The organism is Streptomyces sp. NPDC093598 (assembly GCF_044764825.1).
Lineage (GTDB): Bacteria > Actinomycetota > Actinomycetes > Streptomycetales > Streptomycetaceae > Streptomyces.
In genome coordinates, this window is sequence record NZ_JBIWIV010000003.1 from 562160 (window position 1) to 581773 (window position 19614).

General features: G+C 69.5%; 20 protein-coding genes and 1 tRNA gene. 11 read left to right on the forward strand and 10 right to left on the reverse strand.

The genetic code is table 11. The features are described 5' to 3' along the window. Window positions 1-168: 168 nt before the first annotated feature. Together ACIRDU_RS14385 and ACIRDU_RS14390 are read right to left on the reverse strand one after the other, a co-directional pair. Complete coding sequence (locus ACIRDU_RS14385) at window positions 169-1266, reverse strand: hypothetical protein (RefSeq protein WP_403578601.1); 1098 nt, start codon at window positions 1264-1266, stop codon at window positions 169-171. A 208-nt stretch (window positions 1267-1474) separates the two neighbouring features. After that, window positions 1475-1891, reverse strand: coding sequence for a hypothetical protein (locus ACIRDU_RS14390; RefSeq protein ID WP_403578603.1), 417 nt, complete (start codon window positions 1889-1891; stop codon window positions 1475-1477). A gap of 550 nt (window positions 1892-2441) precedes the next feature. On the opposite strand from ACIRDU_RS14390, the gene ACIRDU_RS14395 reads away from it, so the two are divergent. The 3 genes from ACIRDU_RS14395 (at window position 2442) to ACIRDU_RS14405 (ending at window position 4962) form a co-directional block, all read left to right on the forward strand. Next, window positions 2442-2741, forward strand: coding sequence for a transposase (locus tag ACIRDU_RS14395; protein ID WP_158012931.1), 300 nt, complete (start codon window positions 2442-2444; stop codon window positions 2739-2741). Beyond that, window positions 2738-3610, forward strand: coding sequence for an IS3 family transposase (locus ACIRDU_RS14400; protein WP_403578606.1), 873 nt, complete (start codon window positions 2738-2740; stop codon window positions 3608-3610). The genes ACIRDU_RS14395 and ACIRDU_RS14400 overlap by 4 nt, the downstream gene beginning before the upstream one ends. A 95-nt stretch (window positions 3611-3705) precedes the next feature. Next, window positions 3706-4962, forward strand: a complete 1257-nt coding sequence (locus ACIRDU_RS14405; RefSeq protein ID WP_403578608.1) for a pentapeptide repeat-containing protein — start codon at window positions 3706-3708, stop codon at window positions 4960-4962. A 188-nt stretch (window positions 4963-5150) separates the two neighbouring features. Here the strand turns inward: ACIRDU_RS14405 and ACIRDU_RS14410 are convergent. From ACIRDU_RS14410 to ACIRDU_RS14420, 3 genes are all read right to left on the reverse strand, one after another. Next, window positions 5151-5224, reverse strand: a tRNA-Pro gene (locus ACIRDU_RS14410). Window positions 5225-5271: 47 nt separating this feature from the next. Then, the gene (locus ACIRDU_RS14415) at window positions 5272-6042 is read right to left on the reverse strand and encodes a Pr6Pr family membrane protein (protein ID WP_403578611.1); all 771 of its coding nucleotides are present in this window, start codon (window positions 6040-6042) and stop codon (window positions 5272-5274) included. Between the two features lie 82 nt (window positions 6043-6124). Then, window positions 6125-7051, reverse strand: a complete 927-nt coding sequence (locus ACIRDU_RS14420) for a metallophosphoesterase (RefSeq protein ID WP_403578613.1) — start codon at window positions 7049-7051, stop codon at window positions 6125-6127. A 135-nt stretch (window positions 7052-7186) separates the two neighbouring features. On the opposite strand from ACIRDU_RS14420, the gene ACIRDU_RS14425 reads away from it, so the two are divergent. Continuing rightward, window positions 7187-7651, forward strand: coding sequence for a GatB/YqeY domain-containing protein (locus tag ACIRDU_RS14425; protein WP_403578616.1), 465 nt, complete (start codon window positions 7187-7189; stop codon window positions 7649-7651). Window positions 7652-7781: 130 nt separating this feature from the next. Here ACIRDU_RS14425 and ACIRDU_RS14430 read toward each other — a convergent pair whose 3' ends face one another. Further along, entirely contained in the window at window positions 7782-10082 is a 2301-nt protein-coding gene (locus ACIRDU_RS14430; RefSeq protein ID WP_403578619.1) for a transglycosylase domain-containing protein, read from the reverse strand. A 408-nt stretch (window positions 10083-10490) separates the two neighbouring features. Here ACIRDU_RS14430 and wblA point away from each other — a divergent pair, with 408 nt between their 5' ends. Further along, entirely contained in the window at window positions 10491-10829 is a 339-nt protein-coding gene (gene wblA / locus ACIRDU_RS14435) for a transcriptional regulator WblA (RefSeq protein ID WP_352115483.1), read from the forward strand. A gap of 128 nt (window positions 10830-10957) precedes the next feature. On the opposite strand, the gene ACIRDU_RS14440 is transcribed toward wblA, so the two are convergent. Beyond that, window positions 10958-12313: an ArsA family ATPase gene (locus ACIRDU_RS14440; protein ID WP_403578622.1), complete on the reverse strand. Its 1356-nt coding sequence runs from the start codon at window positions 12311-12313 to the stop codon at window positions 10958-10960. A 49-nt stretch (window positions 12314-12362) separates the two neighbouring features. Further along, window positions 12363-13340 carry an ArsA-related P-loop ATPase gene (locus ACIRDU_RS14445; RefSeq protein WP_403578625.1) on the reverse strand — a complete coding sequence of 326 codons (978 nt, stop codon included), beginning with the start codon at window positions 13338-13340 and terminating at the stop codon, window positions 12363-12365. Window positions 13341-13447: 107 nt separating this feature from the next. Here ACIRDU_RS14445 and ACIRDU_RS14450 point away from each other — a divergent pair, with 107 nt between their 5' ends. From ACIRDU_RS14450 to ACIRDU_RS14465, 4 genes are all read left to right on the forward strand, one after another. Next, window positions 13448-13606: a DUF4177 domain-containing protein gene (locus ACIRDU_RS14450; RefSeq protein WP_403578628.1), complete on the forward strand. Its 159-nt coding sequence runs from the start codon at window positions 13448-13450 to the stop codon at window positions 13604-13606. Then, window positions 13606-14067, forward strand: a complete 462-nt coding sequence (locus ACIRDU_RS14455; protein ID WP_175433869.1) for a RidA family protein — start codon at window positions 13606-13608, stop codon at window positions 14065-14067. The genes ACIRDU_RS14450 and ACIRDU_RS14455 overlap by 1 nt, the downstream gene beginning before the upstream one ends. Before the next feature lie 83 nt (window positions 14068-14150). Then, window positions 14151-15020, forward strand: a complete 870-nt coding sequence (locus ACIRDU_RS14460; RefSeq protein WP_403578631.1) for an NUDIX hydrolase — start codon at window positions 14151-14153, stop codon at window positions 15018-15020. Beyond that, window positions 15017-15847 (forward strand): MBL fold metallo-hydrolase, encoded by an 831-nt coding sequence (locus ACIRDU_RS14465; protein WP_403578633.1) that lies wholly within the window; start codon window positions 15017-15019, stop codon window positions 15845-15847. Before ACIRDU_RS14460 ends, ACIRDU_RS14465 begins: the two co-directional genes overlap by 4 nt. A gap of 5 nt (window positions 15848-15852) precedes the next feature. On the opposite strand, the gene ACIRDU_RS14470 is transcribed toward ACIRDU_RS14465, so the two are convergent. Together ACIRDU_RS14470 and ACIRDU_RS14475 are read right to left on the reverse strand one after the other, a co-directional pair. Continuing rightward, window positions 15853-16674, reverse strand: coding sequence for a nucleotidyltransferase (locus ACIRDU_RS14470; protein ID WP_403578636.1), 822 nt, complete (start codon window positions 16672-16674; stop codon window positions 15853-15855). 114 nt (window positions 16675-16788) lie between these two features. Next, complete coding sequence (locus ACIRDU_RS14475; protein WP_010031945.1) at window positions 16789-17463, reverse strand: Crp/Fnr family transcriptional regulator; 675 nt, start codon at window positions 17461-17463, stop codon at window positions 16789-16791. A gap of 335 nt (window positions 17464-17798) precedes the next feature. Here ACIRDU_RS14475 and nth point away from each other — a divergent pair, with 335 nt between their 5' ends. After that, complete coding sequence (nth, locus tag ACIRDU_RS14480) at window positions 17799-18800, forward strand: endonuclease III (RefSeq protein ID WP_403578638.1); 1002 nt, start codon at window positions 17799-17801, stop codon at window positions 18798-18800. 115 nt (window positions 18801-18915) lie between these two features. Next, window positions 18916-19611, forward strand: a complete 696-nt coding sequence (locus tag ACIRDU_RS14485) for an NUDIX hydrolase (protein ID WP_403579010.1) — start codon at window positions 18916-18918, stop codon at window positions 19609-19611. Window positions 19612-19614 lie beyond the last annotated feature (3 nt).

Here is a 19614-nt window from a genome sequence, read left to right on the forward strand (position 1 = left end):
ACACGATCAGTCCCCTTGTGACCTTGGCTCGGTGTCGCTGGCCTGCTCGTTCGTCTCCGGGACAGTCCACTACTGTCCGGGACTATCCATATGTGGCTGCACCGTTTGGCCCCCCGTTTGGCCCCTACTCAGGCGGCGCGCAAGAACGATGGCGCCTGACTGGCTGATTCAGACAGTCGGACACTGCTCCACATACGCCCGGACGTACGTCCAAGCGCTGTCGTTGCCCTGTACGTCGGTCGCGCGCAGGGCGTAATACTGACGCCCCTGATCTACCCTGGAGACGACGATTTCGTTCACCACAGAGCCGGAGAGCGGAATTGGGGACCATGTGTTTCCGTCGGCCGAGTGGTACAGGTTGTATTGGGTTATGCGGTTCACCGCGAAGGGCTTCCACGTCAGACTGATCTGCCCCGGCGCGGCGCCGCAATGCCAACTCGGATTCAGTAGGAACGGCGGCGTGTCCGCCAGATGCTGATTGCTGATTAGAAAGCTATTCAGCTGGCCGGCTAGGTCGTCCGCCTGCTCAGTGGACAGGTCCGGACACCTCTTGAGGGTCAGCGACATGAACGACTTGACCGTGGTCACGGCCCGGAGGTCCGCCCTGCCCAAGTGTGAGCTCAGCGCCACCTCGGGAGTACCGAGGCGGGTGGCTTGCGCGCACAGCTCGTCGGCTAGGTCGAGCACTCCTTGACGGGTGATCCCTGCCGCCCCACTGGTGTTGAAGCCGATCGCCGTAGAATCGGCGACTTTCTCGTCCGTGTCGATGGGTGGTGGGAACACCGTGTTGTCGTACACCTGGCGGCTGGGATACGACGTCTTGTAGTCCGGAGTCAGGTAGGGCAGCGACTGGACCGCAGGAAGTAGGGTGCTCATCCCACATTTGTTCTTGGCGAAGTCGAGAAGGGTGGACGATCCACTGCCGAAGAGATTGCCCAGTTGGCCGAGACCGGGTCTGCCGGATATCTTGGCGATGCCCTTGACGATCCCGGCCACCGTGATTTCCAAGGTTTTTTTCCCGGCGGGGTACCAACTGGAGTTACTCCAGGTCGTCACTCTCAGCTTCTCGCACGTGTCGGCGACCAGATCAGACGGCTCTGTCACCGCGGTCGCGCCAACTGGCGGCGCCAGCAGTGCATCAGACGGCTCTGTCGCCGCGGTTGCGCCGACCGGCGGCGCCAGCAGCGCCAACACAGCCGCTGTCACGGCAATTGGGCGACGGCGGCGGCAACGGCCCGAGACAGCGGTACGCATGTGGAAGGACATGGCTTCACGCCCCTTGGTCTTACTGAGCAGCAAGGGAGGGCTCAAACGTCCGCTATCAGTCTAATCCCGGCGGCCTACGACGGCGCGTCGACCCAGACGAACAGCTCCAGACGGACCAGTCTGCGACTTCTGCCGCCAGTCCTCCAGGGACGTACCAACTGCATCAGAGCCCCGTGTCGGCTGAGTGGAGCGGGATTACAGTAGTGACTCACGGGGGCATGAAGCCGGGTTTCTGCTCGGCTAGCGAGTGAAGCCGTGCCAGGTAGTCCTGTGCCGTCGGCTCCGAGCTGTACCGGCGCCGCATTTCGGCGGCCAGTTCGCGACTGGTCATGATGAGTGATGGCACCGACTGACGGTCGCCTTCAAGAGCGCGCTCTCCCATGGTGAGTGCCTGCTCCAAGTCACCCTCACGCGCCGCCGTGACTCCGAGCGTGACGCGCGCTTCCGCGTTGCGCATCCGTGAACGCTCGGTGCCGTCGAAGTCTGTTTCTGCCCTCAGCACCTCTTCGGCGAGTGTGCGCGCAAGCTTGTCTTCGCCGACCAGGCGATAGCAGTCCATCGCGTAGAAATCGAACTTGGCTGGGTCCACCACGAAGTGGTTGTCCAGGTTCTCGGGGTACGGCATCCCTTCGAGCAAACGCCGCCCTTGTCCAAGGCCACCTCGACTTGCCGGCGGTCCCCGATCCGCGCCCACGCTTTGGCCTCCTGGCCAGCGAGCTGTACGGCAATGCCAGCGTGCGGAGCCCTCTCGGCTCCGGCCTGGGCCGCTGCAATCACGCCCCGGTAGTCGCCGGTAGTGAGAGCGAACCAGGCCCGCATCTCGTGCGCCCACCCGGCGACCTCCGCATGGTCAGCCTCGGTCGCGAGCGAGAGTGCCGCCTGTCGCGTCGACTCGGCCGCGTGGCGGGCGCCCGTGTCGTACTCGACACAGCCGACGAGTAGGGCGAGCCAACCAGACAGTGCGAGCACTTCGCGGTGCTGCGCGAGCGTGAGGCTCTTCGTGTGGAGTTCGACGACACGGCGCAGCCACTGCCGCCCCTCGATAAGAAGCTGCTCGCTCGGCATGAACGGGTACTCCGAGGCGAGCCGGTCTGCCGTGATCCTGGGCTTGATCCGCTTTAACGGACATCCGAGATCAGGGGTTCAGCCCCGGGAGGATGTCCATCATGGGGAGCATGGGGAAGAAGAAGCCTCGCCCTCGCCGTTCGTTCACGCCGGAGTTCAAGGCGGAGATCGTCGAGCTGTGCCGACGCGGTGACCGTTCGGTCGGGCAGATCGCCAAGGACTTTGATCTGACCGAGACCGCGGTGCGTGACTGGGTGAAGCAGGCCGAGGTCGATGCGGGCGAGCGAGACGGCCTGACCAGCAGCGAACGGGAGGAACTGGCCGCACTGCGGCGGGAGAACCGCCGTCTGCGTGAGGACGTCGACATCCTCAAGCGAGCCACGGCTTTCTTCGCGAAGGAGACCCGGTGACGGTGCACCCGTTCATCGAGGCGGAGAAGCGTGCAGGTCACAGCGTCAAACGAGCGTGTGAGCTGTTGAAGGTCTCCCGGACCGCCTTCTATGCCCGCCGCGCTGCCAAGCCTGGTCCCCGCGCGGTCCGTGACGCCGAGCTGGCGGAACAGATCGCCGACGTCCACACGAGATCGCGGGGCACCTACGGCGCCCCGCGCGTCCATGCCGTGCTCAAGCGGGCAGGCGCCGGATGCGGCCGCCGACGTGTCGCGCGGCTGATGCGGGCTGCCGGCCTGCAGGGCCGACACCGCAGACGACGGCGCCTGACGACGATCCTCGATCCACGAGCTGCCCTGCGGCCCGATCTCGTCCTCCGGGACTTCCAGCCCGACCCCGCCAGCCTGGATGCCCGCTGGTGCGGCGACATCACCTACATCGCCACGGAGGAGGGCTGGCTCTTTCTGGCCACCGTCATCGACATCGCCTCCCGTCGCGTGGTCGGCTGGGCAACGGCCGACCACCTGCGGACCGATCTGGTCGCCGATGCCCTCACGGCCGCCTGCCGGAAGCGCCGCCCCACCGGTCCGGTGATCTTCCACTCGGATCGCGGCTGTCAGTACACCAGCCAGCAATTCGCCACGCTGGCAGACCAGTTGGGAGTGCGTCTGTCGGTCGGCCGCACCGGGCAGTGCTGGGACAACGCACTCGCCGAGTCGTTCTTCGCCACCATCAAAAGGGAGCTGCTCGACACGAGTTCCTGGCTCAGCCGGGCCGCCGCCCGCACCGCGATCTTCGATTTCATCGAGGGCTGGTACAACTTGCACCGTCTGCACAGCAGCCTCGGCTACCTCAGTCCCGCCGAATACGAGACCGCACTCGCAGCCTGACCATCACACCGATGGTGTCAAAGCGGTACAAGCTCAGAGGCAGCAGTCGTGGAGTGGCCGCAACCAAGGCGGCCACTCCCGGCATGTAGGCGGGTATGAAAAGAGTTGCCCTTCACAGGCGCCAGGTCCGCGCCCGGCTCCTCCGTCGCGCGAAGCGTATCGGTACCTGGGCTCTTGCCGCGGCCATCGGCGGTCTTGTGTTGATAGGCCTGCCCTGGCTTGTGTGGCGCGGCCCGTATCTCCTCGACGCCCCATACATCAACACCGACACCGTCGGTGACGGCACCGGATCCGCGGCGCTCATCACCGGGCTGCGCAATTCCATCGTTACGTGCGCAGCTGCCATCGGCGCTGGTGTCGCCCTCGTATACACGGCCCGCACCTACCGCCTGACACGCCGCGGGCAAGTCACCGAGCGGTTCATCAAGGCGTTAGAACGTCTGGACTCCGAGCAAATGTATGTGAGAGTCGGCGGGGTGGTGGCGCTTGAGCAAATTGTTCAAGACGACGCAGATCAGGCGATACATGCCGCTCAAGTTATCGGCGAATTTGTGCGTTACCGCGCCCCCGAGAGCAGAGCTGTAGCCCGATCGGGGGGATACCGGCCAACGATTGGGGAATTGCCCGACGCCCCAGACGCGGATGTGCAGATCGCGTTGAGCGCTCTGACGCGACCGCAATCACGCAGGCAGGTCGCCGGACGAGGAGTGCTTACCCTCACTGAGCTGCATCTTGAGGGAGCCAAACTATCCCAGGCAGACCTCACTGGCGCTCTCCTGCGTGAAGCAGATCTCAGTGATGCACAACTGATCCGAGCAGATATGACTGAGGTCGTAGCGCCACAGGCCCGCTTCTCGAACGCCGACCTGAGCGTGGCCAACCTCACGCGGGCAGTGCTATGGGAGGCCGATCTTTCCCACGCCGCACTGCTCTTCGCGGACCTCCGTCATGCCGTACTGCTCGGTGCTGACGTTTCGCATGCCGACCTACGTGCGGCAAAGCTGACCTCGGCCCTGCTGCACGGTGCCGACTTAACTGGGGCCGACCTGCGCGAGGCCGACCTGCGCGAGGCCGACCTGCGCAAGGCTGACTTCCGCAAGGCAGCAGACGCTGGCTTACCGCTATCGGACAGGCTCACGTGGACGCTGACAATCGGAGCGCGATCCGGTCCTGACGCGGACACCATCCTGCCCCGAGCAGACCTGAGCAAGGCGAATCTCACCCGTGCGAACCTAAAGGGAGTGGACCTCACAGACGCCAAGGGGCTGACCGCCGCTCAGGTCAGGTCGGCGTACACAGGCGCGGACACCAAATTGCCCCCTGACCTGCAAGCGGAGGTACGGTCACCCTGATCCCGAGCAGGGGGACGGTGGGTCTGGCTTGTCTCGCCCTCTCTCAGGAAAGCCACGGCACCTTCTACGGCTACCTGCCAGCCCTTAGCATGATCCACCCAGTGACCAAACACGTTTGGCCCCCCGTTTGGCCCCCAGAGCACAACAGAGGGCCAATCGCGATCATGCGATTGGCCCTCTGACCAGCGTCGGGGTGGCGGGATTTGAACCCACGACCTCTTCGTCCCGAACGAAGCGCGCTGCCAAGCTGCGCTACACCCCGATGTCGCTGCTGTCGCGGCGACGACGTTTACTTTAGCCCACCGGTGGCTAGAGACGAAATCCGGTTTTCCACCGGTGACGCAGGGGGTTCGGGCGGGCGTGGTCGAGGGCCACGAGGAGCACGGCCAGGGCGTAGAAGGAGAGGCCCAGGAGGAGCGCGTTGCCGAGGACGCGCTTGAAGCCGTCCTGGCCGACGTCCAGGAACGGGTAGAGGTAGCGGTCGGGGGTGCCCGGGAGGAGCAGCTCGCCTCGGAGGAGGCAGAAGGCCAGGTAGGCCAGGGGGTAGAGGAGCCAGCTGCTGGCCTGGCGGAGGTGCAGCCGGCCGGGGGCCGTGAGCAGCAGCCAGTCCAGTACCGCCGCTATCGGGGTCAGGGTGTACAGCACCCCCTGGGAGAGGGCGTGCCAGCCGGTCGGGGTGGCGGCCTGGCCCGTGAGGGAGAACGGGCTCGCCTCGTTCGCGAGGAGCAGGTGGTGCACCAGGGCCGCGATGAGGACGTAGAGCAGCGTCGCACCCAGGATGGCACCGGGCAGGGGGCGGCTGGCCGTCCACGCGCGGCGGGCCGAGAGGGCCATGACCAGCGCCAGCAGCATGTTGCTCTGGATCGCGAAGTGGCTGAGGGCCCGGGACGGGTCGCCCAGGAGCAGTTCGAGCGTCACGCCCCCGGCCGCCACGCATGCGACCAGGAGGCGGAAGGCGGCGGCCGCGGGGCGGCGGACCGGGGTGACGACGGCCGTGGCGGGAACGGGGGCGGGTCTCAGTGCCGGAGGGGACGGGATCGCTGGGAGGTCCGGGATGTCCCGGGGTATCGGGGCGGTCATGCCCCCACGCTGACAGAAAAGGACAAAGGGGGCGATGCGGCCGGGCTGTGTGGGTTACTCCCGGCCCGTTACTCCCGCCGCGTCACCCCCGGCCCACCAGTGTCAGCAGCGTCGCCTCCGGCGGGCACGCGAACCGTACCGGTGTGTAGCGGTTCGTGCCGCAGCCCGCCGACACGTGCAGGTACGACGTACGGCCCTCCGCCGTGTGCGTCGACAGGCCCTTCACGCGGTCCGTGTCCAGGTCGCAGTTGGTGACCAGGGCGCCGTAGAAGGGGACGCACAGCTGGCCGCCGTGGGTGTGGCCGGCCAGGATCAGGGGGTAGGCGTCGGCCGTGAAGGCGTCCAGGGTGCGCAGGTACGGGGCGTGTACGACGCCCATCGAGAAGTCCGCCGCCTCGGACGGGCCGCCCGCCACCTGCGCGTAGCGGTCCCGCTTGATGTGCGGATCGTCCAGGCCCGTGAGCTCCACCGAGACGCCCTCGAGCTTGAGCTCGCCGCGCGCGTTGGTCAGGTTGAGCCAGCCCGCCGCGTCGAAACCGTCCCGCAGGTCCTCCCACGGGTTGTGCACCACGCCCTCGGCGGGCGCGTTGCCGTTGAGTCCGTGACGGCCCTGGGCCTTCTCCAGCAGGTAGCGGGCGGGGTTGCGCAGCTTGGGGCCGTAGTAGTCGTTGGAGCCGAAGACGTACGCGCCCGGGAACTCCATCAGGGGGCCGAGGGCGTCCAGGACCTCCGGCACGCCCTCCGGGTCGGAGAGGTTGTCGCCCGTGTTGATCACGAAGTCGGGGCGCAGGCCCGCCAGGGACCGCAGCCAGCGCTGCTTCTTGCGCTGGCCGCCGACCATGTGGATGTCGGAGACCTGCAGCACACGCAGGGGGCGCATTCCCGGAGGCAGGACCGGGACGGTGACCCGGCGGAGGCGGAAGGAGCGGGCCTCGAAGCCCGCCGCGTACAACAGACCGGCGGCACCAGCCGCCGCGATTCCCAGGGGGACTCCGTATCGCGCGCGCATACGACCATCGTGTCAGACCGCGGCCGCCTCCCGTGCCCGGGCGGTGCCCGAAATCCCCTGACGACACCGGTTCTTAGGCGACGGCCCCACAAATCGAGGGGCGCCGGTCGTCCCGCACCTGCGACAATCGACCCCATGACCACGCTCAAGTCGAAGCTGCAGGATGACCTCAACGTTGCGATCAAGGAGCGCGACGAGCTCCGCTCCTCGACGCTCCGGCTGACGCTCGCCGCGATCACCAAGGAGGAGGTCGCGGGCAAGGAGAAGCGCGAGCTCTCCGACGACGAGGTGCAGAAGGTGATCACCCGGGAGGCGAAGAAGCGGCGTGAGGCGGCCGACGCCTTCGCGCAGGGTGGTCGTGCCGAGCAGGCCGAGCGGGAGAAGGCGGAGGGCGAGGTGCTCGCCACGTACCTGCCGCAGCAGCTGTCGGACGAGCAGCTCCAGGAGATCGTCGCCCAGGCCGTCGAGGAGGCCAGGGCGGCCGGTGCGGAGGGGCCGCGGGCCATGGGCGCGGTCATGAAGATCGTGAACCCGAAGGTGGCCGGGCAGGCCGAGGGCGGCCGCGTCGCCGCCGCGGTGAAGAAGCTGCTGGCCGGCTGACCCCTCGGCCGGACGGAGACGGCCGGCGGAGACGGTCGTACGGAGACGGTCGTACGGAGACGGCCCCCTCTCACCCGCGCGGGTGAGAGGGGGCCGTCTCCGTTCAGGCGCGTTCCGTCACGCCGACCGCTCAGCCGAACCGGCCGCCGTTGCCGTTCCCGCCGCCGTTGCCCTGGCCCCGGAAGAAGCCCTCCGGGATGGAGAACGAAGGCGTCGGGAAGGGCTCGCCGCCTCCGCCGTTGTTGTTGCCGCCGACCAGGCCACCGACGAAGCCGTCGCCGCCACCGTTGCCGCCATTGTCGCCGTTGCCCCCGTCTTCACGGTCGCCGCCGCCCCCGTCACCGCGGTCCCGGGGCTTGCTGTCGGGGATGTGGACGGTGTTGAAGTTCTCGACGGGCTTGCCCTCCAGCGCGCCGGACATCATGTCGCGCCAGATCGGGCCGGGGACCTCACCACCGAAGACCTTGCCGTACGACCGGCCGCCGATGGTGATGCCGGACATCTTCCGCTTGTGCGCGGGGTCGCCCACCCACACCGCGCCGGCCATGTTCGGCGTGTAGCCGACGAACCAGGCCGCGTAGCGCTCGTCCGTCGTACCGGTCTTGCCGGCGCTGGGGCGGCTGCCGAGGCCCGCCTTCGTGCCCGTACCGTCCTCGACGACGCCCTTCAGCAGCGCGTTGATCGTGTCGGCGGTGTTCTCCGACATGGCGCGCGAGCAGGTCGACTTCGGGACCTGGAGCGACGTGGTCTTGTCACCGACCCTCCGGCTGACCGACTCGATGGCGACCGGCGTGCAGTGCATGCCGCGCGCGGCGAAGGTCGCGTACGCGTTCGCCATGGTCAGCGGGGACATCTCCTGGGTGCCGAGGGCGATGGAGGGCACCTGGGGCATCTTGTCGCCGTCGGCCCGCACGACGCCCATCTTCTTCGCCATCGTCGTCACCGGGCAGATGCCGATGTCGCTGATCATCTGCACGTAGTAGGTGTTGACCGACTTGGCGGTCGCCTCCCGCATGTCGTACGGGCCGACCTCGGAGGAGTTCTCGTTCTCCAGCTTGGCCGGGTTGTTGGGGTCGTTCACCCACCGCTTGCCGTCGCAGGCCGAGACCGGGCTCGGGTACGGCATCTGGTACGGCGAGGAGTAGACCTTGTTCGCGGGCATGCCGTCCTCGAGGGCGGCGGCGGCCACGATCGGCTTGAACGTCGAACCGGGCTGGTAGCCCATGCCGCCGCCCATCGACTGGTCGACGGAGAGGTTGATCTGCGTCTCGTTCTTCTTGAAGCCGTACGGACGCGACTGGCCCATGGCGAGGATCTTGCCGGTGCCCGGCTGGACGAGGGAGACGGCGGTGGCCACCTCGTCGCTCTTGTAGACGTGCTCCTTGATGGAGCGCTGCGCCGCGTTCTGGGCCTGCGGGTCCATGGTCGTGCGGATGGTGAGGCCGCCCTGGTTCCAGATCTTCGCGCGCTGCTCCTTGGTCTTGCCGAAGACCGGGTCGGTCAGGAAGACCTCGCGCACGTAGTCGCAGAAGAAGCCGGCGCCCTTGACCGCGGTGATGCAGCCGTTCTTGGGCTTGCTGACCTTCAGGCCGAGCGGTGCCTTCATCGCGTCGGTGGCCTGCGCCTGGGAGATGTCGCCGACGGCCGCCATGCGCTGCAGCACGGTGTTGCGGCGCTTGGTGGCCTCCGCCTCGTCGTTGACGGGGTCGTACCGGCTGGGCGACTGGACGATGCCGGCGAGGAGGGCCGACTGCTCGATGCTGAGGTCCTTGGCGGACTTGGAGAAGTAGCGCTGGGCGGCGGCCTCGACGCCGTAGGCCTGCTGGCCGAAGAACGTGATGTTCAGGTAGTTCTCGAGGATCTTCTTCTTGCCCAGCTCCTCCTCGACCTGGATCGCGTACTTGAGCTCGCGGATCTTGCGGCCGATGGTCTGCTGGGTGGCCTGCGCGACCTTCGTCGGGTCGTCGCCCGCCTCCTCGACGAAGACGTTCTTCACGTACTGCTGCGTCAGGGTGGAGGCGCCCTCGGAGACTCCGCCGGTCTGCGCGTTCTTGTTGAGGGCGCGCAGGACGCCCTTCAGGTCGACCGCGCCGTGCTGGTAGAAGCGCGAGTCCTCGATCGCGACGATCGCCTTCTGCATGTACGGCGAGATGTCCTTGAGGGGGACCACCGTGCGGTCGCGCGAGTAGACCGTGGCGATCTGGCCGCCGTCGGCGTCGAGGATGGTGGTGCGCTGACTCAGCGGCGGGGTCTTCATGGTGGCCGGGAGCTCGTCGAAGCTCTCGACCGATCCCTTGGCCGCCAGCCCCAGCGCGCCCACGGCGGGGAGCGCGATGCCGGCCAGCACGGCTCCCGCGAGGACACTGACACCGAGGAACTTGGCGGCCTGCTGCGTGGGAGACAGACCACCGCCCGAGCGCTTGTTTGGCATGAGGGCAGCCTACGTTCTCATTCGCCGGACAGGCGTATAGGCCTTGGCCTAAGCTGCTCTCAACTGTCACAGCAGTGAGGCCACGTATCAATACGTCCGGCGACCCCGAATCGTTCCGGGTGTTCCCCAACTTTTTTGGTGGAGCCGTGTCCGAATCCGCCTTGTGTGTCATACGGCGTCCGTTGTGACGCAACTGAACTGTCCCGGTTTGCCGGGAGAGTTACGTATGTCGCCAGCTCACTCCCCCGGGTGATCTGCCGCTTACCCATAGTCCGTTCGGGCCATTCAAGATTGGGCCCGAAGGGGGTGTTGCGCTGTGCCCACCTTCCGTAACGTCCTCAACTGGCGGCGGTGCATATGCCGCTGCCGCCGTGGGGGAGCCTCGATTCGGGAGAGGACGGCGCCGGTATGGGCTGGGTAACCGACTGGAGTGCGCAGGCGGCCTGCCGCACTACCGATCCGGATGAACTGTTCGTTCAAGGAGCAGCGCAGAACAGGGCCAAGGCGGTGTGCACCGGATGCCCGGTGCGCACGGAGTGCCTGGCCGACGCGCTCGACAACCGCGTCGAGTTCGGCGTGTGGGGAGGCATGACGGAGCGGGAGCGCCGCGCACTGCTGCGCAGGCGTCCCACTGTGACCTCCTGGCGCCGGCTGCTGGAGACGGCGCGCACGGAGTACGAGCGGGGGTGCGGTGTCATGCCCCTCGACGACGACGAGATCTACGAGAACTACGCGGCGGTGAGCTGAGGGCTCCCTCCGGGGAGTTCCCCGGGTCCTCCGGGAGTTCCCCGGTCCTTCGGGAGTTCCCCGGTCCTCCGGGAGTTCCCAGGTTCTGCGGGAGTTCCCTCAGGTCACGTGCCCTCGCCGGATTGCTGTCAGGCACTCGCCTCGGGCGACTCCGGCTGGTCGGCGGGGTCGGGAAGCTCGCGTTCGTCGGCCGCGAGCCGGTCGCCGATGTCGCGCAGTCCCGCGAGGTCGTGCACGTCGCCGGGCAGCGCGGCCACTTCCGTCACGGCCACCTCGGGGTGGAGCGCGGTGAAGCGGTCACGCGTGCGCTGCTCACGGGAGAGCAGCTGCATGCGATCGGCGTGCAGCCTCAGCAGGCCTGCCGTGAGCTGGTCGACGGACCGCTCAGGGTCTTCGGCGAGCTCGGGGTCCTCGGTGCCTTCGGTGTCTTCGTCTGAACTGTCCTGTGCTTCGGGGGAGTTACGAAGTACTGCTTTCCCGCCCTCCTGATCCACAATGCGGGGCTCTTCAAGATTTTCCGCGGCGGCGAGCGCCCGCTCGGCCGACAGCCGGTCGGCGGCGCTGCCATGCACCCGGTTGAGCACAAGACCGGCGAGCGGCATGTCCTCCGCGGCCAGCCGCTCCACGAAGTAGGCGGCCTCGCGCAGCGCGTCCCGCTCCGGGGCCGCGACCACCAGGAACGCCGTACCGGGCGCCTGGAGCAGCTTGTACGTCGCGTCCGCGCGGGTGCGGAAGCCGCCGAAGGTCGTGTCCATCGCGGACACGAACGTCTGGACGTCCTTGAGGAGCTGACCGCCGAGCAGCTTGCCGAGGGTGCCGGTCATCATCGACATCCCGACGTTCAGGAACTTCATCCCGGCGCGGCCGCCCAGCTTCGCCGGCGCCGTCAGCAGCCGGATCAGCCGGCCGTCCAGGAACGACCCGAGCCGCTTGGGCGCGTCCAGGAAGTCCAGCGCCGAGCGGGACGGCGGGGTGTCGACGACGATCAGGTCCCACTCGTCCCGGGCGCGCAGCTGCCCGAGCTTCTCCATCGCCATGTACTCCTGCGTGCCCGCGAAGCCCGCCGAGAGCGACTGGTAGAAGGGGTTGCCCAGGATGGCGGCCGCCCGCTCGCGGTCCGCGTGCGCCTCGACGATCTCGTCGAAGGTGCGCTTCATGTCGAGCATCATCGCGTGCAGCTCGCCGCCCGCGGAGTCGTCGATGCCCTTCACCCGGCGCGGGGTGTTGTCCAGCGAGTCGATGCCCATGGACTGGGCGAGCCGGCGGGCCGGGTCGATGGTCAGGACGACCACCTTGCGGCCCCGCTCGGCCGCGCGCAGGCCCAGGGCCGCCGCGGTCGTGGTCTTGCCGACCCCGCCCGAGCCGCAGCAGACCACGATCCGGGTCTTCGGGTTCTCCAGCAGCGGATCGATGTCGAGCAGACGCGCGGGGGCGAGGTGCGGGCGGGCCGGGTCGTGGGTGTGGGCCGGGTCCGGACGACTCATGACATCCCCTGCTTCCGACTCGTGACGGGCCTTGCCTGTCTGTCCTGGCTCATGACACGCCCTGCTCCCGCAGCTCGCGGGCCAGCTCGTACAGCCCCGCCAGGTCCATGCCCTCGGCGAACAGCGGCAGTTCGTGCCGCTGCAGGCCCAGCTCGGCCAGGACCGCGCGCTGCTCGTGCTCCAGCGTGTACCGCTCGGCGTACTCCTCGGCCTGCGCGAGCAGCGGGTCCACCAGCCGCTCGGCGTGCCCGCCGCGCCGCGCGCCGCCGAGCCCCGCGGACGACAGGGACCGCGCGACAGTGGAACGCGGGACCGTGCGTACGAGTTCCAGGTCGGTCTCGTCCAACACCTCCGGCCGGACCATGTTCACGATGATCCGGCCCACCGGCAGCCGGGCCGAACGCAGCTCGGCGATGCCGTCCACGGTCTCCTGGACGGGCATCTCCTCCAGCAGCGTCACCAGGTGCACGGCCGTCTCCGGCGACTTCAGCACCCGCATCACGGCCTGCGCCTGATTGTGTATCGGGCCGATCTTGGCGAGGCCCGCGACCTCGTCGTTGACGTTCAGGAAGCGCGTGATCCGCCCGGTCGGCGGCGCGTCCATCACGACGTAGTCGTACGCGAACCGCCCGCTGCGCTCCTTGCGCCGCACCGCCTCGCAGGCCTTGCCGGTCAGGAGGACGTCCCTGAGGCCGGGCGCGATGGTGGTGGCGAAGTCGATCGCGCCGAGCTTCTTCAGGGCCCGTCCGGCGCTGCCCAGCTTGTAGAACATCTGGAGGTAGTCCAGAAGGGCCAGTTCGGGGTCGATGGCGAGTGCGTACACCTCCCCGCCCCCGGGAGCGACGGCGATCTTCCGTTCCTCATAGGGCAGCGCCTGTGTCTCGAAGAGCTGCGCGATGCCCTGACGGCCCTCGACCTCGACGAGAAGCGTCCGCTTCCCCTCCGTGGCGAGAGCCAGTGCTAGTGCGGCGGCCACCGTGGTCTTACCGGTTCCGCCCTTGCCGCTGACGACCTGGAGCCTGCTCACGTATTCGAGCCTAACCAGTCCGCGCCCGGGCTACGCGGGAGGCTGTGGACAACCCGTGCCGTGGTCGGCCGCGTGGCCTCCCTGGGGCAGCGGCTAGAGTCGGCCGCATGACTAAGTGGGAATACGCAACCGTGCCGCTGCTCGTCCACGCCACGAAGCAGATTCTGGACACCTGGGGCGAGGACGGCTGGGAGCTCGTCCAGGTCGTGCCGGGGGCGCACAACCCCGAGCAGCTCGTGGCCTACCTGAAGCGGGCGAAGCAGTAATGGGCGCCGTCGAGGCGAAGCTGGCCGAGCTCGGCCTGAGCCTGCCCGACGTGGTCCCGCCGCTCGCCGCGTACCAGCCGGCCGTGCAGTCCGGCCCGTACGTCTACACCGCGGGGCAGCTCCCGATGGTGGAGGGCAAGCTTCCGGTCACCGGCAAGGTCGGTGCGGAGGTCACCCCGGAGGAGGCCAAGGAGCTGGCACGCACGTGTGCGCTGAACGCCCTGGCCGCCGTGAAGTCCGTCGCCGGTGACCTGGACCGCATCGCGCGCGTGGTGAAGGTCGTCGGTTTTGTGGCCTCGGCCTCGGACTTCACGGGCCAGCCCGCGGTGCTGAACGGCGCGAGCGAGCTGCTCGGCGAGGTGCTCGGCGACAAGGGCGTGCACGCGCGCAGTGCGGTGGGCGTGGCGGTGCTGCCGCTGGACGCGCCGGTGGAGGTCGAGATCCAGGTGGAGCTCGCGTAGCGGCCTCTTCCGTGGCCTCAGCTGCGGAATCCGTCCCCGGGGGCCACTCGAACATCCGCCCGTCACCAGATAGCCTCGCGCCCATGGCGAACGGTCAGTGGTACCCCCCGGAGTGGCCGGACCGGATCCGCGCACTCGCGGCCGGCACCCTCACCCCGGTGACCCCGAAGCGCGCGGCCACCGTCATGCTCCTGAAGGACACCGGCAGCGGCCCCGCCGTCCACATGCTGCGCCGACGCGCCTCCATGGCCTTCGCCGGAGGCGCGTACGCGTATCCGGGCGGCGGTGTCGACCCGCGCGACGACGACCATCACGTCCGCTGGGCGGGCCCCACGCGCACGTGGTGGGCGGACCGGCTCGGCGTCGACGAGACGGCGGCCCAGGCGATCGTCTGCGCGGCCGTACGGGAGACGTACGAGGAGGCGGGCGTGCTGCTCGCCGGGCCGGCCTCCGACTCGGTCGTCGGTGACACCACGGGCGACGACTGGGAGGCGGACCGGGCCGCCCTGGTCGCCCGGGACCTGTCCTTCGCGGAGTTCCTGGACCGCCGCGGCCTGGTCCTGCGCTCCGACCTGCTCGGCTCCTGGACCCGCTGGATCACCCCGGAGTTCGAGGCCCGCCGCTACGACACCTGGTTCTTCGTGGCTGCGCTCCCCGAGGGGCAGCGCACCCGCAACGCCTCCACGGAGGCCGACCGCACGGTGTGGATCGCCCCGAGCGAGGCGGCGGACGGGTACGACAAGGGCGAGCTGCTGATGATGCCGCCGACCATCGCGACCCTGCGCCAGCTGACGGCGTACGAGACGGCCGCCGGGGCACTCGAAGCCGCCCCGGGGCGTGACCTCACGCCCGTCCTGGCCACCGCCCGCCTGGTGGACGGCGAGATCGTGCTCTCCTGGCCGGGCCACGACGAGTTCACCAAGCACATCCCGACCGGTGGAGCCACCGCATGACGGACGCAAGCGCCCTTCCCGGCCAGCCCCGCGGCGGGGTCCTCTCGGGACCCGCCACCGCGCGGGCCGTGAACGTCCTGGCGCCCAACGCGTCGGCGATGACCCTGGACGGCACGAACACCTGGATCCTCGCCGAGCCGGACTCGGACCTGGCCGTCGTCGTCGACCCGGGCCCGCTGGACGACACGCACCTGCGCCGGGTCGTCACCACGGCCGAGCAGGCCGGCAAGCGCGTCGCCCTCACCCTGCTGACCCACGGCCATCCCGACCACGCGGAGGGCGCCGCCCGGTTCGCCGAACTGACCGGCACGCGCGTGCGTGCCCTCGACCCGGCGCTGCGCCTGGGCGACGAGGGCCTGGCCGCCGGAGACGTGGTCACCACCGGCGGCCTGGAGCTGCGCGTCGTACCGACCCCGGGCCACACCGCCGACTCCCTCTGCTTCCACCTCCCGGCCGACCGGGCGGTCCTCACCGGCGACACGATCCTCGGCCGCGGCACGTCGGTCGTGGCCCACCCCGACGGCCGCCTCGGCGACTATCTGGACTCCCTGCGGCGGCTGCGCTCCCTCGCGGTCGACGACGGCGTCCACACGGTCCTGCCGGGCCACGGCCCGGTCCTGGACGACGCCCAGGGCGCCGTCGAGTACTACCTCGCCCACCGCGCCACCCGCCTCGCCCAGGTGGAGACGGCCGTGGAGGACGGCTACCGCACCCCGGCCGAGGTGGTCGCCCACGTCTACGCGGACGTGGACCGCTCCCTGTGGCCGGCGGCGGAACTGTCGGTGCGGGCGCAGATGGACTATCTGGTGGAGCACGGGCTCATCTAGAGCCCTCAGGGGCGCGGCGCTTTGACGCCGTGCACGCGCGCGTACTCCTCGGCGAGCCAGGGTCCGAGATCGCCGACGTACGACGCGAGCACGGCGGCGTCCCCGGTCGGCTCCCGCCCCAGGACGGCCGCGGCCCGCATCTGCTCGCCCCGCTCGGGGTAGAACCCGGCGAAGGCCTCGGCCATCTCGTGCAGGTCGCTGGTCCAGCCGTTCCAGCGGGGCATGACGAGCGTGAAGCCCGTACGGACCAGGTGCCGGGACATGAAGCGGACCAGGGGCCGGCGGGCCTCCTCCGTGTCGCCCGCCTCGGCGATCCGCCGGCGCCAGCGCGCCAGGAGCCGGGCCAGGTCGCCGTTGGTCTCGCGGGCCAGCAGCGAGTCGGGGCGGTAGCGCGGCAGGCACGTGGCCAGGTCCTCGCCCAGCAGCGGTGTGCACAGGCAGGCGACGAACCACCCCAGGTCGTACCTCTCCAGGTCGCTCAGCAGCCTCGCCCGGCTGAACAGCAGGGTGCCGTGCCCGTCGATCTGCTCGAACTCCTCGTCCAGGGCCGCGCCGAGCGCCCGGGCGTCGTCCCGGTCCGCCCCGGTCGGCTCCTCGTGCAGGGCGAGCAGCAGATCCAGGTCGCTGCGGCCCACGCGCGCGGTGCCGCGCGGTATCGACCCGTAGAGGTACGCGCTGTGCAGCCGGGGCCCGAACACCTCGGTCAGCCGGTCGCGCGTCGCGGTGACGACCGGGCGGAAGGCCCGGGGCACGCGTGCGAGGGAGCCCTCCCGGGTGAGGAAGCCCTGCGTGTCCAGTCCCGGGCGGTGGACGGCGCTGCCGGTCATGCGCTCACTGTGCCGCGAGCGGGACGCCCGGGGGCGCGTTTTCCGCTCCCTTTACGACGTCGGGCCCCGTCTCATGAGGAGACGGGGCCCGATGACGTACGGCCAGGTGTGCGGTCAGCGGGAGCGCTTGGCGAGGCGTTCCACGTCCAGCAGGATCACCGCGCGGGCCTCCAGGCGCAGCCAGCCGCGCTGGGCGAAGTCCGCGAGGGCCTTGTTGACCGTCTCACGGGACGCGCCGACCAACTGGGCCAGCTCCTCCTGCGTGAGGTCGTGGACGACGTGGATGCCCTCCTCGGACTGCACGCCGAACCGGCGGGACAGGTCGAGCAGGGCGCGGGCGACACGGCCCGGTACGTCCGAGAAGACGAGGTCGGACATCGCGTCGTTGGTCTTGCGCAGCCGGCGCGCGACGGCGCGCAGGAGCGCCGTGGCCACCTCGGGGCGGGCGTTCAGCCAGGGCTGGAGATCGCCGTGGCCGAGGCCGAGCAGCTTGACCTCGGTCAGGGCCGTGGCGGTCGCGGTGCGCGGGCCCGGGTCGAACAGCGACAGCTCGCCGATGAGCTCGCCGGGGCCGACCACGGCCAGCATGTTCTCGCGGCCGTCGGGGGACGTGCGGTGGAGCTTCACCTTGCCCTCCGTGACCACGTACAGGCGGTCACCGGGGTCGCCCTCATGGAACAGCGAGTCACCGCGGGCGAGGGTCACCTCACTCATGGAGGCGCGGAGCTCCGCGGCCTGCTCGTCATCGAGCGCCGCGAAGAGCGGATTGCGCCGCAGAACGTCGTCCACGAGTTCTCTCCTATTCGACCTGCTCAGGGGATCTTGCTCCCCCGTGTACCGAGGGACCGTGGTGCCCATTTTGTCGGGCGGTCCAAACAGTGTGATCTGTCACAAGGATGCCGCACACGTGTCCCGGGGTACGCGGCAGGGGTCCAATTGGGCGCCGATCTTCAGGGGCCGGGCCGGATGTCGGTGCCTGGCCTTAGGCTGGCCGGGTGTCCAAATCGCCGGTGAGAGCACAGGCCGAGGGGGCTGCGCGGGTGGTTGTACGTCGCGATTCCGCTGTGGGCGAACAGAGCCCCGATGGCGGTAGGAAAACGGCGAAAGAGAACAAGACGGAACCAGTGAAGAAGGCCGCTTCCGCGAAGAAGGTGCCGTCCGCGAAGCAGGCTGCCTCCAAGGCGTCCGCCGCGAAGAAGGCTGCCTCCAAGGCGTCCGCCGGGAAGAAGGCATCGAAGGGCGCCGCCGTGAAGAAGGCACCCGCGGCCAAGAAGGTCGCGGTCGCGCCCAAGAAGGCCACCGCCCGCCTCAAGGGCACCGCCCCCGCCAAGGCCGTCGTCCACCCGCCGGGCGACGAGTCGCCCACCGCCCTGGTCCGCCGGGCCCGCCGTATCAACCGCGAGCTCGCCGAGGTCTATCCGTACGCGCACCCCGAGCTGGACTTCGACAACCCCTTCCAACTGGTCGTCGCCACCGTCCTGTCCGCCCAGACGACCGACCTGCGCGTCAACCAGACGACACCCTCCCTCTTCGCCAAGTACCCGGCCCCGGAGGACCTGGCCGCCGCCAACCCCGAGGAGGTGGAGGAGATCCTCCGCCCGTGCGGCTTCTTCCGGGCCAAGACGAAATCGGTCATAGGGCTGTCGAAGGCCCTGGTGGAGGACTTCGGCGGTGAGGTGCCCGGCCGGCTGGAGGACCTGGTCACGTTGCCCGGCGTCGGCCGCAAGACCGCGTTCGTCGTGCTCGGCAACGCCTTCGGGCGCCCCGGCATCACCGTCGACACGCATTTCCAGCGCCTGGTGCGCCGCTGGCAGTGGACCGGGGAGAGCGACCCGGACAAGATCGAGGCCGCCATCGGCGCGCTCTTCCCGAAGAGCGACTGGACGGATCTCTCGCACCACGTGATCTGGCACGGCCGCCGCATCTGCCACGCCCGCAAGCCCGCGTGCGGCGCCTGCCCGATCGCCCCGCTCTGCCCGGCCTACGGCGAGGGCGAGACCGACCCGGAGAAGGCGAAGAAGCTCCTGAAGTACGAGAAGGGCGGCTTCCCCGGCCAGCGTCTGAAGCCTCCACAGGCCTACCTGGACGCGGGCGGCACACCGGCGCCGCCGCTGGGGGCCGGATGAGCTGCCCGAGCCGCCCGAACAACCCCACGCGCCGCCCTTTCAGGGGATCCCGGGCGTTCGAGGAACGATCTCGGGCCCGTCGCGCGTTGGATGCGGCAGGACGACGGGGGTGGCGATGAGGCGGGCGAGCGACACACAGGGCGGGCAGGTCACGGTGAGCAAGGAGGGCCTGCCCGGCTGGCTGGACCCGGTGGTGCACGCCGTGGAGACGGTCCGGCCGAGGCAGCTGAGCCGGTTCCTGCCGCCGGAGGACGGGGCGGGGCGGCAGTCCGCCGTGCTGATCCTGTTCGGTGAGGGCGCGCGCGGGCCGGAGCTGCTTCTCATGGAGCGCGCGAGCTCCCTGCGTTCGCACGCCGGCCAGCCCTCCTTCCCCGGCGGCGCCCTCGACCCGGAGGACGGCGACCCGTCCGGCGACGGCCCGCTGCGGGCCGCCCTGCGCGAGGCGGAGGAGGAGACCGGCCTCGACCCCTCCGGCGTCCAGCTCTTCGGCGCCCTGCCCCGGCTGTACATCCCCGTCAGCGGCTTCGTCGTCACACCCGTGCTGGGCTGGTGGCGCGAACCCACCCCGGTCGGGGTCGTCGATCCGAACGAAACCGCCCGGGTCTTCACCGTGCCCGTGGTGGATCTCACGGATCCCGGCAATCGAGCGACCGCCGTCCACCCCAGCGGCCACCGAGGTCCGGCATTTCTGGTCGAATCAGCCCTTGTCTGGGGTTTCACGGCCGGAATCATCGACCGGCTGCTGCATTTCGCGGGCTGGGAGCGGCCCTGGGACCGCGAGAAGCAGGTCCCGCTCGACTGGCGCGCATGACAG